Raw genomic sequence first — 15122 nt, 5'->3', positions numbered from 1 at the left:
GTAGCCTCGGGGACGTGCGCTCCCCCGGCCGCCCCGCGGCCCTCACGCTCGTCGTCGGGACGGTGCTCGCGCTCCTGCTCGCGGGGTGCGCGGGACCCACGTCCTCCTCGCGCGGCCCGTCGTCGGGACCGACCGGCGAGGGCGTCGTGTGGCGCTCCGGGACCGACCGGGCGTCCGTCCTGGACTCCTACCGGGTGACGCCCTGGAACACCCAGGACGCCGAGGACCCGCGGGCGGTGTCCTCGCCCGACGTGCCCGGGCGTGCGGCCGTGGAGTACTCCGTCCCGGCCGGCGGCACCCGCTCCGAACTGGAGCCCGCGTACCGCAGCTTCCGGCCGGGCGACGAGTACTGGTTCGGTCTCGCGGTCCACCTGCCCGGCGACTTCCCCGTGGACGCCTCGGACTGGCAGGTCATCGCGCAGTGGAAGAACTCCGGGGACGGGAGCCCGCCCCTGGCGGTGCAGGTCCGCGACGGCCGATTCGTGCTGGACGGCGGCGAGGGGATCGGGGAGCACTGGACGCGCGACATCGGCCCGGCGCGGGCCGGCGCGCGGACCGACCTCGTGCTGCGCGTGCACTTCTCGGACGATCCCGACGAGGGCAGCGTCGACGTCCTGCTCGACGGCCGCGAGGTCGTGTCGGACTACCGCCCCCGCGGCGGCACCCTGTACCCGGACGAGGTCTCCTACCTCAAGACCGGGCTGTACCGCTCCTCCGACCTCGACACCGGGGCCTCGGTCGTCTACGACGACGTCGTCATCGCCACCAGCCGGGAGGCGGCCTCGTCGCTGGCCTCCGGCTCGTGAGTCAGCGCGTCAGGAAGGCCTCCACGCCGAGCCACACCCCGAAGGCGAAGAACAGCACCGCAGCCCCGATGCGGATCGCCTTCTCCGGCAGGTTGCGCCCGAGCAGTCGCCCGACGGCGATCGCGAGACCGTCGGCGACCACCATGCCGACCGTGGAGCCGGCCCACACGCCGACGACCCCGCCCCACCCCTGGTACTGGGTGGCCAGGGTGATGGTGGCGAGCATCGTCTTGTCGCCGAGCTCGGCCAGGAAGAACGCCACCGAGGCGGCGGCGACCGCCGAACCGCCGGAGCGACGGGCCTTCGTCTGCTCGTCCGCGGTGAGCTCGTCGCCGCGCAGGGTCCAGAGACCGAACCCGAGGAAGGCGACCGCGGCGACCAGGCTGATCCAGAACGTCGGGATCGCGGCGCCGAGCAGGTAGCCCACGCCGACGGACACCGCGTGCACCACCGCGGTGGCGACGGTGATCCCGATCAGCACCGGGAGCGCCCGGTACCGGGTGGCGAAGGTGAGAGCCATCAGCTGGCTCTTGTCGCCGAGCTCGGCCACGAAGATCACGGCGAAGCTCACGGCCGTGGCGGCCAGGAACGTGGCCACGATGGGGCTCACGAGGGTCCTCTCGTCCTCCGGCTCGGGCCGGAGGGCCTGGGCGCAGGTCTCCGGCCCGACCCGTACGTGCAACGGATCGGAACCGAAGGTCTCGCCCGCCACCGCCGCGCGGTGGCCGCCGCGACCGGATGCACACCCGGACGGGTCCGGGGTGCGATCAGTGTGTCGACCGCGGTGTTGGGAGCTACTCCCCCTCGTTCGATCCAGACACTAGCAGGTCGGACCGTCGTGACCGCCCGTCGCGACCTGGGTCACGGTGCCGCACCGCCCGTCCGGGTGTGACGGCATGTCGCCGCCTCGACGCGCCGTCACCCGTCCAGGGGCACGGTTCCCGGACGCCGGTCACCGAGCGACCACCATCGGGGGACCGCAAGCGCCTGGCGTCGTGAAGCACCGCCGGACATGATCGATGTCACGTTCTCGAACGGAGCAACGATGCCGTTGTCGACCGCCGAACGGGGCGGACGGCGATATCGCGACGCAGCGAGAGGAGGCGTGATGACGGGTCCGACGATGCACCCGGTGTTCGCCCGGCTCCGGCCGCCCCGGGAGGACCGCGACGTCAGCGGGCACGCGGCCGCCGTCGACATCGACGTCCGCACCCGGGTCTTCACCTGGTTCACCGACCGGGCCGGCGTCATCGCGATCAGCCGCATGGACGCCGGCGCCCTCGCGCGGGCCCGCAACCGCCGGCTGTCGCACAACGTCGTGACCTCGCGGGTGTTCGGCCCCATGCCCGCGGACGTCTCGCTGACCGACCTGCGGGTGGACCTCGGCGCCCCCGACCCCACGACCGTGCGCCTCTACCGCCCGCACGGTCCGCTGCCCGGGGGTCGGCGACGCGAGGACGGCCTGCCGGTCGTCGTGAACTACCACGGGGGCGGCGGGTCGCTGGGGAACCTCGACCAGTCCGACTGGCTCTGCGCACAGGTCGCCGCACGCGTCGGGGCGCTCGTGCTGTCGGTGGACTACCGGCTCGCCCCGGAGCACCCCTATCCCGCGGGCCGCGACGACGGGTACGCCGCGCTGGTCTGGGCGGTGCGCCACGCCGACGCCCTCGGGGGCCGGACCGACCAGGTCGCGGTGATGGGCGACAGCGCGGGCGGCAACCTCGCCGCCGTCGTCGCGATGATGGCGCGCGAGGGCGGGCCGGGCGTCGACGCGCAGGTGCTGATCTACCCCGTCGTCGACCTGACCCTGGACGCGCCGTCCACGGCCGCCTTCGAGCGCGGCCCGCTGCTGACCCGCGCCGACATGGACGTCTTCCGCACGAACTACCTCGGCCCGGACGGGGACGCGTCGGACCCGCTCTGCTCGCCGCTGCTCGCGCCCGACCACCGCGGGCTGCCGCGCGCCCTGGTGATCACCGCGAAGGTCGACCCGCTGCACGACGACGGCGTCGCCTACGCGCACCGGCTGCGCGCGGCCGGGGTGCCGACGCGGCACTCCGACCACGCGCGCGCGGTGCACGGCTTCATGACGTTCCCCGGCATGTGCCGGGCGGCCGGCGCGGCGCTCGACGAGATCTGCGACGAGCTCGCGAGCACCTTCGGCATCGGTCAGGACGACATGAACAGCCCGCCGTTGACCGAGTAGACCTGCCCGGTGATGTAGTTCGAGTCCGGGTCGGACAGGAACTCCACGACCCGCGCCACGTCGTCGGGCTGGCCGAGGCGCCCCACCGGCACCTGGGCCACGATCTTCTCCAGCGCCGACTCGGGGACGCCCGCGACCATGTCGGTCTCGATGTAGCCGGGCGCCACGCAGTTCGCGGTGATCCCCTTCTTCGCGCCCTCCATGGCCAGCGACATCGTCAGGCCGAACAGGCCCGACTTGGTGGCCGCGTAGTTGGCCTGCCCGGCGTTCCCGCGCTCGCCGATCACCGAGGAGATCGAGACGATGCGCCCGCTCTGGCGCTCGCGCATGTGCTGGAAGACCAGGTGCGACATGTAGAAGGTGCCCGAGAGGTTGACCTGGACGACCTTGTCCCAGTCGTCCACCTCCATCTTGTGCAGCATCTTGTCCGCGGTGATGCCGGCGTTGTTGACCAGGATGTCGATGCGGCCGTGCTGGTCGTAGACCTCCTGGACCACCCGCTCGCAGTCCTCGCGGGCTCCGATGTTGCCCTGGTGGATCGTCATGCCGGGGTACTTCTCGGCCAGCTCGGCCGCCGCGTCCCGCCCGCTCGAGTAGCCGACGGCGACCTTGCAACCACGGTTGGCGAGGCGCTCCGAGATCGCCTTCCCGATGCCTCGCGCGCCGCCCGTCACCACGGCGACCTGTCCGGTCATGTCCGCCATCGAAGTCCTCTTCCCGTTCGTCGTCTCGGCTCCCCCGATGGTCTGCGTGCCCGTTGGTGGCCGCGGTCACACCCGTTCGTGCGGTCCGGGACACACTCGTGATGGCCGGAGACCGCCTCGTTGCGAACTATGCCGAGCGCACCTACGGTTCACCGAGCAGCCTGGCGACGACGCCGGGGGCCGTCCCGGCGCCCGGCGGACCCACGAGGAGCCGGGCCGGCCGAGGAGGAGTCCCATGACCGCCCCCACCACCGGCGCCGTCCACGACGCCATCCACGACGCCGCCACCGCGCCCGACGCGCCGGCCGTCGACCCGGTCGACCCCGCGGCCTACCTCCGGACCTTCCGCGGCGAGACGCTGCGGAAGGCGACCACCGCGCTCGTCGAGGGCGGGGCCTACGTCACCACGCGCGCCCTGGCCCAGGCCGCCACCCCGCACCGCACCGTCTACGACGCCGCCCGCTGGTGGCGGCACGTGCTCGGACGCCGGAAGCCGTCCTGGTCCAACGAGCACACGGTCGTCTGGGAGACCCCGATCGCGCGGCTGCGCGACTTCAGCGCCGGCGCCACCGACGACGTGGTGCCGACCCTCGTCCTGCCGCCGCAGGCCGGGCACGACTCCTGCATCGTCGACTTCCAGCCCACCCAGTCCCAGATGCAGGTCATCCGGCAGGCCGGCCTGACGCGCGCGTTCACCCTGGACTGGGTCGGCGCCACCCAGGCCACGAAGGGCACGACGATCGAGGACTACGTGGCGGTCGTCGACCGCGCCGTGGACTCCGCGCTCGAGGGCACCGGCCACACGTCGGTGAACCTGGTCGGCGACTGCCAGGGCGGATGGCTCTCGACGATCTACGCCTGTGTGCACCCGGAGCGGGTCAACACCCTCACCCTCGCCGGCGCCCCGATCGACTTCCACGCCGGCGACACCGCCATCGGCGCCTCGTCGCGGGTGATGACCCGGCGCTACGGGAAGCTCCCGTACCGCACCATGGTCGCCATGGGCCGCGGCAACATGCCCGGCCAGTTCGTGCTCAACGGCTTCATCGCGATGAGCCCGGACGCGGAGATCGCCAAGCACGTCGACCTGCTGCGCCACCTCGACGACCCCGTGGCCATCGCGCGTTACCAGGCCTTCGAGGACTGGTTCAAGCACACGCAGGACGTCCCCGGCACGTTCTACCTCTGGCTCGTCGAGCACCTGTTCTCCGGCAACGAGCTGATCGAGGGCCGCCTCGAGGTCGGCGGGAAGCGGCTGGACATGGCCGACCTGTCCTGCCCGCTGTTCCTGCTCGGCGGCGCGACCGACCACATCACGCCGCCGGTCCAGGTCTTCCGGGCCGCGGACGCGGTGTCGACCCCGTCGGACCAGGTGTGGAAGCGCACCGCCCCGGGCGGGCACCTGGGCCTGTTCATGGGCAACCAGGCGCTGCGCCAGGAGTGGCCCCCGCTGCTGGACGAGGTGGCGCGCTACTCCGGGGTCACCGCGCACTGAACCGATCCTCGTGAGCGGTCCTGCACCTCGGGGGCACCTTCGGCCCTGGGGTGCGGGGCCCGACACGGGTAGGTTCGAGGACCCGGCGGTCGTCGCGGTCCTCAGGTGAACCTGCCCCGTCGTGATCGTGAGAACCCCTGCCACCGACCAGGAGGAAGTCCATGCCCGGCTCCGTCATCGTCTCCGGCGCCCGCACGCCGATCGGCAAGCTGTCCGGCGCCTTCGCCGACCAGTCCGCCCAGCAGCTCGGCTCCACCGCCATCGCCAAGGCGCTCGAGCAGGCGGGCATCACCGGTGACCAGGTCGAGTACCTGATCATGGGTCAGGTCATCCAGGCCGGCGCCGGCCAGAACCCCGCCCGCAAGGCCGGGACCGACGCCGGCATCCCGATGTCGACGCCGTCGTTCACGCTCAACAAGGTCTGCCTGTCCGGCCTCGACGCGATCGCGATCGCCGACCAGATGATCCAGGCGGGCGACTACGACATCGTCGTGGCGGGCGGCATGGAGTCCATGACCGCGGCGCCGTACCTGCTGCCGAAGGCCCGCCGCGGCTACAAGTACGGCGGCGGCCAGATCCTCGACGCCACCGAGTACGACGCGCTGACCGACGTCTACGACCAGGAGTCGATGGGCGCGTCCACCGAGAAGTTCTCCAAGGCGATCGGGCTGACCCGCGAGGCCATGGACGCCTACGCCGCGTCCTCGCACCAGCGTGCCGCCGACGCGGCGAAGAACGGGCGCTTCGACGCCGAGCTCGCCCCGGTCTCCGTGCCGCAGCGCAAGGGCGACCCGGTGGTCGTCACCGAGGACGAGGGCGTGCGCGGCGACACCACCGCCGAGGGCCTGGGCAAGCTGCGGCCGGCGTTCTCCAAGGACGGCATCATCACCGCCGGCACCTCCTCGCAGATCTCCGACGGCGCGGCCGCGACGGTCGTCATGTCGGAGAAGAAGGCGAAGGAGCTGGGCCTCGAGGTCCTCGCCCGCATCGGCCACCACGGCTGGGTCGCGGGCCCGGACAACTCGCTGCTCTCGCAGCCGTCGCGGGCGATCTTCAAGGCGCTCGAGCGCGAGGGCCTCAAGGCCGACCAGCTCGAGATGCTCGAGCTCAACGAGGCGTTCGCCGCGGTCGCGCTGCAGTCCACCCAGGAGCTCGGCGTGGACCCGGACCGGGTCAACCCCGACGGCGGGGCCATCTCGCTGGGCCACCCGGTCGGCATGTCCGGCGCCCGGATCGCGATCCACCTCGCCCACGAGCTCAAGCGCCGCGGCGGCGGGATCGGTGCCGCCGGCCTGTGCGGCGGCGGCGGGCAGGGCTCGGGCCTGATCCTGCACGTGTAGATCGATCGCTCCGCACGACGACGGGCGGCCACCTCACGCGAGGTGGTCGCCCGTCTTTCGTTCCGAGGTCTTGCGTAGTGCCCGGCGTCACGTGGAACCCTGCACAGGCGCGCATGAGCGCATCAGCCGACGACGTGGAGGGCGAGAATGCCGCAGGAGGTCCGGGCCGTCGTGTCCCGGGAGAAGGGCAAGCCGGTCACCGTCGAGACGATCGTGGTGCCGGACCCGGGTCCCGGTGAGGCCGTCGTCGCGATCCAGGCGTGCGGGGTCTGCCACACCGACCTGCACTACCGCGAGGGCAACATCGAGGACGCCTACCCGTTCCTGCTCGGCCACGAGGCGGCGGGCACCGTCGAGGCCCTGGGTGAGGGCGTCGAGGGCTTGGAGGTCGGCGACTACGTCATCCTCAACTGGCGCGCGGTCTGCGGCGTGTGCCGTGCCTGTCGCAAGGGCAAGCACCACCTCTGCTTCGACACCCACAACGCCGCGCAGGCGATGACGCTCAAGGACACGGGCGAGGAGCTCAAGCCGGCCCTGGGCATCGGGGCGTTCGCGGAGAAGACGCTGGTCCACTCCGGGCAGTGCACCAAGGTCAACCCGGACATCGATCCGGCCCAGGCCGGGCTGATCGGCTGCGGGATCATGGCCGGCGCCGGCGCGGCGATCAACACCGGCAAGGTCGCGCGCGGCGAGACCGTGGCCGTCATCGGCTGCGGCGGCGTCGGTGACGCGGCGATCGCGGGCGCGGCGCTGGCCGGGGCGACCACGATCATCGCGGTCGACACCGAGGACCGGAAGCTGGAGTGGGCGAAGGGCTTCGGCGCCACGCACACCATCAACGCCAAGCAGACCGACCCGGTGCAGGGCATCCGCGACCTCACCGACGGCTTCGGCGCCGACGTCGTCATCGACGCGGTCGGCATCCCGGCCACGTGGAAGCAGGCGTTCGAGGCGCGCGACCTCGCAGGCCGCCTGGTCCTGGTGGGCGTGCCGTCGCCGGAGATGAAGCTCGAGGCCGATTTCCAGCCGTTCTTCTCCCACGGCGGGTCGCTGTCCTCGTCCTGGTACGGCGACTGCCTGCCCAGCCGGGACTTCCCGATGCTGGTCGACCTCGCCCTGCAGGGACGCTTCCCGCTGGACAAGTTCGTCACCGAGCGGATCTCCCTCGACGACGTCGAGTCCTCGTTCGACAAGATGCACCACGGCGACGTGCTGCGCTCGGTGGTGGTCCTCTGATGGCGGCCGAGAAGATCGGCGAGGGCGTCGAGCACATCACGACGTCCGGACAGTTCCAGATCGACGGCAACTCCTTCGACGTCGACAACAACGTCTGGATCCTCGGCGACTCCTCCGAGGTCATCCTGCTCGACGCCCCGCACGACGCCGAGGCGATCAAGAAGGCCGTGGGCGACCGCAACGTCGTCGCGATCCTGTGCACCCACTCGCACAACGACCACGTCAACGCGGCCCCAGCGATCTCGGCCGCGTTCGACGCGCCGATCCTGCTCAACCCGGCCGACCGGGTGGTCTGGGACCTCACCTACCCCGACCGCGAGCCGGACGGCGAGATCACCGACGGCGAGACGTTCACCATCGCCGGGATCGACCTGCGGGCGATCCACACGCCGGGGCACTCCCCCGGCTCGACGGTGTTCTACGCGCCCGACATCGGCACCCTGTTCTCCGGCGACACCCTGTTCAACGGGGGCCCGGGCGCCACGGGGCCGTCGTACTCGGACTTCGACGTGCTCATCGAGCAGCTGGCCGACAAGGTGTTCTCGCTGCCCGGCGACACGATCGTGCGCACCGGGCACGGCGACACGACGAAGGTCGGCGACGAGGCCGCGCGCCTCGAGGAGTACCGCGAGCGCGGCTACTGAGCCCGTCCGCACATCACGACGACGAGTACCCGGCCGACCCCTACCCCGGGGTCGCGCCGGGTTTCTCGTTCCTGCACGCCGACGGGCTGACCCACCGGCTCGTTCCCGACGACGGGGCCCGCGGCGGCTGGCGGGTCGGCTCCACCGGCGTGGACGAGCTGCTCGACGTGCCCCTCGCAGGCCGTCTGCCGGTCCTCGCCTTCGGCTCCAACGCGTGCCCGTCGAAGATCACGTGGCTGCGCCGGGAGCTCGGGCTGCCGGGTCCGGTGGTGGCCCTGCGGGTCGGCGTGCACGGCGTCGCCGCCGTCTGGGCGGCGGGCCTGCGGGTGCGGGACGACGCGCGCCCGGCGACGCTGGCGGTGGTCCCGGGTTCCCCGTGTGTCAGCAGTGCGGCCATGCTGACACTGGACGTCACAAAGGCGGGTGGTACGACGGCGGGCGAGGTGCACCACGTCTGGCTGGCGACCCCGGACCAGGTCGCGGTGCTCGACCGCTGCGAGGGACGTGGCACCCGGTACGACCTCGCGTGGCTGCACGCCGCGACGGTGGTCGACGAGCGCGGGGTGCGGCTGGACCCGGTGCTCGGGTACTGGCCGGCACCGCGGCGCCCGGACGAGCCGCCGCGCACCGACCGGTCGCCGCTGCTGGTGGACGGGGCGCCGGTCCGGGTCCGGGACGTGTCGCAGGACGCGGCCCGCCACCTCACCGGCGTGCCGGGCGGCGTGCCCGACGACGCCGCGGACGTCGTCGAGGGGTGCCCGGACCCGCGGACGTGGCCCGACCGCGTCTTCGTCTACGGCACCCTGCAGCCCGGTGCGTCCGCGTGGTGGCGGCTCGCGCCGCACGCGGTCGCGACCGCACCCGCCGTCGGGACCGGGATCGTGCACGACACCGGCCGCGGCTACCCCGCGCTCGTCCCGGGCCCCGGGACGGTGCGCGGCCATGTCGTGACCCTCGCCGACCCCGCGGGCGCGATGCCCGCGCTGGACGCCTACGAGGGGCCGGACTACCGGCGCGAGCGGGTCGCGGTGTACCGCTCGGCGAACGACGCGGACCGCGCCCCCGATGGTGCCGCGGCGGCCGCCTCGACGCCCGAGCTCGCGTGGGCCTGGCTGTGGGACTCCGCGCCGCCGGCGGACTGGCCCACCGTGACCGACTCCTGGTCCGACCCGGCCTGAGCGGTCGCCGGGTCGTCCAGGTCCTCCGGGTGCTCCGGGCGCGCGTGCCGGGGCGGGCTCGTCGCGGCGGCGACGGACACGGCGACCCGGCCGCGGGTCTGGACCAGGACGATCCGGTCGGCGCCCGGGCGCGGGTCGGTCACCGCGTCGTCTGCCGGCGGCTGGTCGGCGAGGGCCACCGCGGCCGGGTGGGGCGCGGCGTCCGACGGGCCGCGGTCCCGCCGCAGCAGCACGGCGGCGCGGACGAGCAGCGCGAGCCCCGCGAGCAGCGCCAGGCCCGCGACGGCGAACGCCACGAGCGCGAGTCCCGGCGAGTGCAGGCGCGGGGCCTGGGTGATCGCGAGCGGGGCCGCCGCGGCGAGCAGGGCGACCGTCACGACCAGGACGACGAGCAGCCGCACCCGCACCCCCAGCCCGCCAGCAAACCCGGCCCCGATCCGACCGCCATGCTGCTCTGTCGCGGGTCCGCGGCTCCAGGCCCGGCCGGGTTCGACCTGATCACGATCGGGTGATCGCACCCCGACCCGCCTCCGGTGGACAGCCACCGGGGCGGACGGGACAGTGATCAGATGCTCGAGGTCGACGGTGTCTCGAAGCGCTACGGCACCGTCCGGGCGCTGCAGGACATGACGTTCGCCGTCCGACCGGGCGAGCTGTTCGGCTTCGTGGGCGCGAACGGCGCCGGGAAGACCACGACGATGCGGATCGTCCTGGGGGTGCTGACCGCCGACGCGGGCGAGGTGCGCCTGGACGGCCGCCCGGTCGACGCCGCGCGCCGCCGGCGCATCGGCTACATGCCCGAGGAACGCGGCCTCTACCCGCGGATGGCCGTCGGTGAGCAGCTGCGCTACCTGGCCGAGCTGCACGGCCTGTCCGCCGCCGACGCGCGGGCGTCCGCCGCCCGCTGGACCGAGCGGCTCGGCGTCGCCACCCGCGTCGGCGACGAGGTCCAGAAGCTCAGCCTCGGCAACCAGCAACGGGTCCAGCTCGCGGCCGCGCTCGTGCACGAGCCCGACGTCCTCGTCCTCGACGAGCCCTTCTCCGGTCTCGACCCGGTCGCGGTCGACGTCATGAGCGCGGTGCTGCGGGAGCGGTGCGACGCAGGCGCGCCGGTCGTCTTCTCCTCCCACCAGCTCGAGCTCGTCGAGCGGCTGTGCGACCGGGTCGGGATCGTGCGGGACGGGACGATGGTGGTGCAGGGCCGGGTGGACGAGCTGCGCGCGGGCAACGGCGGCGTCGTCGTGCACGCCCCCGACGCCCCGGCCGGCTGGGCCGACACCGTCCCGGGCGTGACGGCGAGCCGCGCCGAGCACGATCGCACGGTCGTCACCCTCGCGCCCGGCGCCGACGACCAGGCCCTGCTGCACGCCGCCCTCGCCACCGGGCCGGTCCACGAGTTCACCCGCACCCGGCCGTCCCTCGCCGAGCTCTTCCGCGAGGCCATGGACCACGGCGAGCACGCGGAGGGGAGCGCCGCGTGAGGACGATCCTGCTGATCACCCGCCGCGAGTTCCTGTCGCGCGTCCGCGGGCGGGCGTTCGTGGTGTCCACCGCGGTGATCCTGCTGGTCCTGGTCGGCTATTCGCTGTTCGTCAGCTCGATCGCGGGCGGGGACTCCGGCACCTCGACGGTGGCCGTCGCCGCGGAGACCGAGGCGATCGCCCCGGCCCTGCGCACCGCGGCCGACGACCAGGCACGGATCGTGCGCGTGCTCCCGGTCCCGGACGCGGCCGCCGGCCAGGCCCTCGTCGCCTCCGGGGAGGCCGACGCCGCGCTGTCCGGCCCGCCGACGCGTCCGCGGGTCGACGTCGAGCGCTCGCTGGGCAGTGGCACCGGCAGCATCGTCTCCGTGGCCACCAGCCTGGTGGCCCAGCAGCAGCTCCTGCCCGACCCCGCCGCAGCGGACGCCGCCGTCGCGGCCGCGGAACCCGTCGTCGTGGCCGCCCGGCCGGAGGACCCGGCGTCCGGCCTGCGCATCGGCCTGGGCGCGTTCGGCGCGTTCCTGCTGTTCTTCTCCATCCAGACCTACGGCGCGATGGTGGCGCAGGGCGTCGTCGAGGAGAAGTCCAGCCGCGTCGTCGAGCTGGTCCTCGCGACCGTCGCCCCCTGGCAGCTGCTGCTGGGCAAGGTCCTCGGGCTCGGGGCGGTGGGGCTGACGCAGCTGGTGATCCTCGGCGGGGTCGGGCTGGCGGTCGCGGGCAGTGCCGGGCTGCTGGTCGCCGGGGCCGGGCTCACCGGGACCCTGGTGTCGGTGCTGACCTGGTACCTGATCGGCTTCGCGCTCTACGCCACGATCTACGCCGCGCTCGGCTCGCTGGTCTCCCGCCAGGAGGACACGCAGAGCGTGCTGACCCCGGTGTCGATCGTCGTGCTCATCGGCTTCGTGGCGGGCTTCAACCTGGTCCTCTCGGCGCCGACCTCGACCGCCCTCGCGGTCCTGTCGCTGGTCCCGCCGTGGACCCCGCTGATCCTGCCCGCCCGGATCGCGCTCGGTGACGTCCCGGTGTGGCAGGTCGTGCTGGCCTACGCCCTGACGCTCGCGTTCACCGCGGGCGTGCTGTGGCTGGCCGGCCGGATCTACGCGCGGTCCGTCCTACGGACCGGTGCGCGGGTGTCGTGGCGGGACGCGCTCACAGGGCGTTGAACCGGTCGAGCGCCTCCTGCCGCTCCGCCTTGTGGTCGACCATCGGCGCCGGGTAGTCCGCCGGCGGCTCGTCGAGCTTCCACGGCTGGTGGACCTTCTTGCCGTCGAGGCCGTCGACGTCGGCGAGCTCCGGGACCCACTGCCGCACGTAGTCGCCCTGCGGGTCGAACCGCTCCCCCTGGGTCACGGGGTTGAACACGCGGAAGTACGGCGCCGCGTCGGTGCCCGTCCCGGCGGCCCACTGCCAGCCGTGCTGGTTGGACGCGAGATCGCCGTCGACGAGCAGGTTCATGAAGTGCGTCGCGCCCCACCACCACGGCAGGTGCAGGTCCTTGACCAGGAACGACGCGACGGCCATCCGCATCCGGTTGTGCATCCACGCCTCGCCGCGCAGCTGTCGCATCGCGGCGTCGATCGCCGGGTAGCCAGTGCGGCCCTCCTGCCAGGCCTCGAAGCGCTGCCGAGCCTCCTTGTTGCTGTCCAGCTTGATCGGATCGAACTTCGGGTCGAAGTTCTCGCGGGCGCTGCGCGGGAACCACCAGAGCACGTGGGCGTAGAAGTCGCGGAAGCACAGCTCGTTGCGGAACGACGTCGCACCCTGGCCGTTGCCCGTCGCGTCCGCGAGCAGGGTGCGCGGGTGCACCGTGCCGTACTTCAGGTGCACGCTCATCCGGCTCGTGCCGGGCCGGTCGGGGCGGTCGCGCATCTCGTCGTAGTCGGACAGGTGCTCGTCGACGAACGCCTCCCACTGCTCGCGGGCGGCCTTCTCCCCCGCCTCGGGCAGCTCGGCGTCCACCTTCGGGTCGTCGGGGACCTTGACCGCGCGCGGCCCGCCGTCCTTGTCCGACGGGTCCATCCAGGTGCAGGTCTTCGCGTCCGTGTCCGCGGGCTCGGTGTCCTTCCCGAGCCGCTTGGCCCACTCCCGCGAGAACGGCGTGAACACCTTGTACGGGTCGCCGTCGGACTTCGTGATGCTGCCGGGCACGGTCAGGTACGGCGAGCCCGACCGGACGAACTCGACGTCACCGAGGGCCTTCTCCACCGCCTCGTCGCGCTGCCGGCCGTACGGACCGAAGTCGGCGGCGACGTGCACCGAGTTCGCGCCCACCGCCTTGGCGACCTTCGGCACCACCTCGGCGGGGTCGCCCTTGACCACGAGCAGCCGCCCGCCGAGGTCGTCGTCGAGCGCACGCAGGCTGCGGTACAGGAACGCGGTGCGCCGCGGTCCGGCCGGCTCCAGCAGCGTCGGGTCGAGGACGAACAGCGCCAGCGCCCGCCCGGCGCGCTCCTTCGCGGCGAGGAACGTCGGCTGGTCGCGCACGCGGAGGTCGCGGCGGAACCAGATGACGGCGGTCTCCTCGGAAGCCATGCGTCCCAGGTACCCGCACCCGCCGTCGGGAAGCGTCGCGGACCGAGCGAAGGGCCCCTCCGGTCGAGTAGATCGACCGAAGGGGCCCTTCGCTCAACTCGGGACTACGAGCGCTGGTCCACCGGGACGAAGTCGCGCTCGGTCGGGCCGGTGTAGACCTGCCGCGGGCGGCCGATGCGGGTGTCCGGGTCCTCGATCATCTCGCGCCAGTGGGCGATCCAGCCCGGGAGGCGCCCGATCGCGAACAGGACGGTGAACATCTCGGTCGGGAAGCCCATGGCCTGGTAGATCAGGCCGGTGTAGAAGTCGACGTTCGGGTAGAGCTTGCGCTCGACGAAGTACTCGTCGTTGAGGGCGTAGTCCTCGAGCTTGGTCGCGATCTCGAGCAGCTCGTCGCCGCCGCCGAGCTTCTCGATGATGCCGCGGGCGGTGTCGCGGACGATGGCGGCGCGCGGGTCGTAGTTCTTGTAGACCCGGTGCCCGAAGCCCATGAGGCGGACGCCGGGCTCCTTGTTCTTGACCTTCGCGACGAAGTCGTCGGTGTTGCCGTGGTTGTCCCGGATGTTCTCGAGCATCGTCAGGACCGCCGCGTTCGCGCCGCCGTGCAGCGGGCCGAACAGGGCGTTGATGCCCGCGGAGATCGACGCGAACAGGTTGGCCTGCGACGAGCCCACCAGCCGCACCGTCGACGTCGAGCAGTTCTGCTCGTGGTCGGCGTGCAGGATGAACAGCATGTCGAGCGCCTTGGCGATCTCGGGGTCGACGTCGTAGTTCTCGGCCGGCAGCCCGAAGGTCATCCGCAGGAAGTTCTCCACCAGGGACAGGTTGTTGTCCGGGTAGAGGAACGGCTGCCCGATGGAGTTCTTGTAGGCGTAGGCCGCGAGCGTCGGGACCTTCGCGAGCAGGCGGACCGTCGACAGGTCGACGTTCGGCTCGTCGAACGGGTCCAGCGAGCGCTGGTAGAACGTCGACAGCGCCGAGACCGCGGACGAGAGCACCGGCATCGGGTGCGCGTCGGCGGGGAAGCCGTCGAAGAACTTCTTCAGGTCCTCGTGCAGCATCGTGTGCCGCTGGATCTGGTCGGTGAAGTTCTCGAGCTGGGTCTTGGTGGGGAGCTCGTCGTAGATGAGCAGGTAGCTGGTCTCGACGAACGTCGAGTTCTTCGCCAGCTGCTCGATGGGGTAGCCGCGGTAGCGCAGGATGCCGGCGTCACCGTCGATGTAGGTGATGTCGGAGCGGCAGGACCCGGTGTTCACGAAGCCCGGGTCGAGGGTGATCAGACCGGTCTCGCCGAGGAGCTTGCCCAGCTGGATCCCGGACGAGCCCTCCGTGGCCTCGACGATCTCCATCGTGTGCTCCCCGCCCGGGTAGGACAGGGTCGCGGTGCGCTTCTCGCCGTCGTCGGCCATCGAATGCATCCCTCTCACGCTTCTCGTGCGGGAGAGGGGGCGGCGCCGGACCGCACACGGGGACGGTCGGTCACCGCGCCGGAGCGGCGTC

At 72.6% G+C, this 15122-nt stretch carries 13 protein-coding genes; 9 read left to right on the top strand and 4 right to left on the bottom strand.

The window, feature by feature from the left end; genetic code table 11:
- Positions 1-14: 14 nt before the first annotated feature.
- The gene (locus WCD74_RS14670) at positions 15-806 is read left to right on the top strand and encodes a heparin lyase I family protein (RefSeq protein WP_337695595.1); all 792 of its coding nucleotides are present in this window, start codon (positions 15-17) and stop codon (positions 804-806) included.
- Between the two features lies 1 nt (position 807).
- Here the strand turns inward: WCD74_RS14670 and WCD74_RS14665 are convergent, their stop codons facing one another.
- Positions 808-1416, bottom strand: a complete 609-nt coding sequence (locus tag WCD74_RS14665; protein ID WP_337695594.1) for a TMEM165/GDT1 family protein — start codon at positions 1414-1416, stop codon at positions 808-810.
- 498 nt (positions 1417-1914) lie between these two features.
- Here WCD74_RS14665 and WCD74_RS14660 point away from each other — a divergent pair, with 498 nt between their 5' ends.
- On the top strand, positions 1915-3012 hold the full coding sequence (locus WCD74_RS14660; protein ID WP_337695593.1) for an alpha/beta hydrolase: 1098 nt from the start codon (positions 1915-1917) through the stop codon (positions 3010-3012).
- Here the strand turns inward: WCD74_RS14660 and WCD74_RS14655 are convergent.
- Positions 2976-3707: a beta-ketoacyl-ACP reductase gene (locus WCD74_RS14655; protein ID WP_337695592.1), complete on the bottom strand. Its 732-nt coding sequence runs from the start codon at positions 3705-3707 to the stop codon at positions 2976-2978. The genes WCD74_RS14660 and WCD74_RS14655 overlap by 37 nt on opposite strands.
- 244 nt (positions 3708-3951) lie before the next feature.
- Between WCD74_RS14655 and WCD74_RS14650 the strand changes: the two genes are divergently transcribed.
- The 7 genes from WCD74_RS14650 to WCD74_RS14620 all read left to right on the top strand — a co-directional run bounded on the left by WCD74_RS14650 (position 3952) and on the right by WCD74_RS14620 (position 12253).
- Entirely contained in the window at positions 3952-5211 is a 1260-nt protein-coding gene (locus WCD74_RS14650) for an alpha/beta fold hydrolase (RefSeq protein ID WP_337695591.1), read from the top strand.
- Between the two features lie 161 nt (positions 5212-5372).
- The gene (locus tag WCD74_RS14645) at positions 5373-6551 is read left to right on the top strand and encodes an acetyl-CoA C-acetyltransferase (protein ID WP_337695590.1); all 1179 of its coding nucleotides are present in this window, start codon (positions 5373-5375) and stop codon (positions 6549-6551) included.
- A 147-nt stretch (positions 6552-6698) separates the two neighbouring features.
- On the top strand, positions 6699-7787 hold the full coding sequence (locus WCD74_RS14640) for an S-(hydroxymethyl)mycothiol dehydrogenase (protein ID WP_337695589.1): 1089 nt from the start codon (positions 6699-6701) through the stop codon (positions 7785-7787).
- Complete coding sequence (locus tag WCD74_RS14635; RefSeq protein ID WP_337695588.1) at positions 7787-8431, top strand: MBL fold metallo-hydrolase; 645 nt, start codon at positions 7787-7789, stop codon at positions 8429-8431. The genes WCD74_RS14640 and WCD74_RS14635 overlap by 1 nt, the downstream gene beginning before the upstream one ends.
- A gap of 149 nt (positions 8432-8580) precedes the next feature.
- Positions 8581-9609, top strand: a complete 1029-nt coding sequence (locus WCD74_RS14630; protein ID WP_337695587.1) for a gamma-glutamylcyclotransferase family protein — start codon at positions 8581-8583, stop codon at positions 9607-9609.
- 569 nt (positions 9610-10178) lie between these two features.
- Positions 10179-11090, top strand: coding sequence for an ABC transporter ATP-binding protein (locus WCD74_RS14625; RefSeq protein ID WP_337695586.1), 912 nt, complete (start codon positions 10179-10181; stop codon positions 11088-11090).
- Positions 11087-12253: an ABC transporter permease gene (locus WCD74_RS14620; protein ID WP_337695585.1), complete on the top strand. Its 1167-nt coding sequence runs from the start codon at positions 11087-11089 to the stop codon at positions 12251-12253. Before WCD74_RS14625 ends, WCD74_RS14620 begins: the two co-directional genes overlap by 4 nt.
- On the opposite strand, the gene WCD74_RS14615 is transcribed toward WCD74_RS14620, so the two are convergent.
- Together WCD74_RS14615 and WCD74_RS14610 are read right to left on the bottom strand one after the other, a co-directional pair.
- Positions 12240-13622 carry a cryptochrome/photolyase family protein gene (locus WCD74_RS14615; RefSeq protein WP_337695584.1) on the bottom strand — a complete coding sequence of 461 codons (1383 nt, stop codon included), beginning with the start codon at positions 13620-13622 and terminating at the stop codon, positions 12240-12242. The two genes, WCD74_RS14620 and WCD74_RS14615, sit on opposite strands and share 14 nt — an antisense overlap.
- A 104-nt stretch (positions 13623-13726) precedes the next feature.
- Positions 13727-15031 (bottom strand): citrate synthase, encoded by a 1305-nt coding sequence (locus WCD74_RS14610; RefSeq protein WP_337695583.1) that lies wholly within the window; start codon positions 15029-15031, stop codon positions 13727-13729.
- Between the last annotated feature and the right edge of the window lie 91 nt (positions 15032-15122).

Source organism: Actinomycetospora aurantiaca, assembly GCF_037401875.1.
GTDB classification, from domain to species: Bacteria; Actinomycetota; Actinomycetes; order Mycobacteriales; family Pseudonocardiaceae; genus Actinomycetospora; species Actinomycetospora aurantiaca.
The sequence above is the reverse complement of the archived record's forward strand: the minus strand, read 5'-3'. Positions and strand labels throughout refer to the sequence as shown.

Excerpts from the sequence above, each read along its gene's own strand:
- WCD74_RS14660 (WP_337695593.1), top strand. The coding sequence starts at position 1,915 with ATGACGGGTCCGACGATGCACCCGGTGTTCGCCCGGCTCCGGCCGCCC.
- WCD74_RS14655 (WP_337695592.1), bottom strand. The coding sequence starts at position 3,707 with ATGACCGGACAGGTCGCCGTGGTGACGGGCGGCGCGCGAGGCATCGGG.
- WCD74_RS14650 (WP_337695591.1), top strand. The coding sequence starts at position 3,952 with ATGACCGCCCCCACCACCGGCGCCGTCCACGACGCCATCCACGACGCC.
- WCD74_RS14645 (WP_337695590.1), top strand. The coding sequence starts at position 5,373 with ATGCCCGGCTCCGTCATCGTCTCCGGCGCCCGCACGCCGATCGGCAAG.
- WCD74_RS14640 (WP_337695589.1), top strand. The coding sequence starts at position 6,699 with ATGCCGCAGGAGGTCCGGGCCGTCGTGTCCCGGGAGAAGGGCAAGCCG.
- WCD74_RS14635 (WP_337695588.1), top strand. The coding sequence starts at position 7,787 with ATGGCGGCCGAGAAGATCGGCGAGGGCGTCGAGCACATCACGACGTCC.
- WCD74_RS14625 (WP_337695586.1), top strand. The coding sequence starts at position 10,179 with ATGCTCGAGGTCGACGGTGTCTCGAAGCGCTACGGCACCGTCCGGGCG.
- WCD74_RS14615 (WP_337695584.1), bottom strand. The coding sequence starts at position 13,622 with ATGGCTTCCGAGGAGACCGCCGTCATCTGGTTCCGCCGCGACCTCCGC.
- WCD74_RS14610 (WP_337695583.1), bottom strand. The coding sequence starts at position 15,031 with ATGGCCGACGACGGCGAGAAGCGCACCGCGACCCTGTCCTACCCGGGC.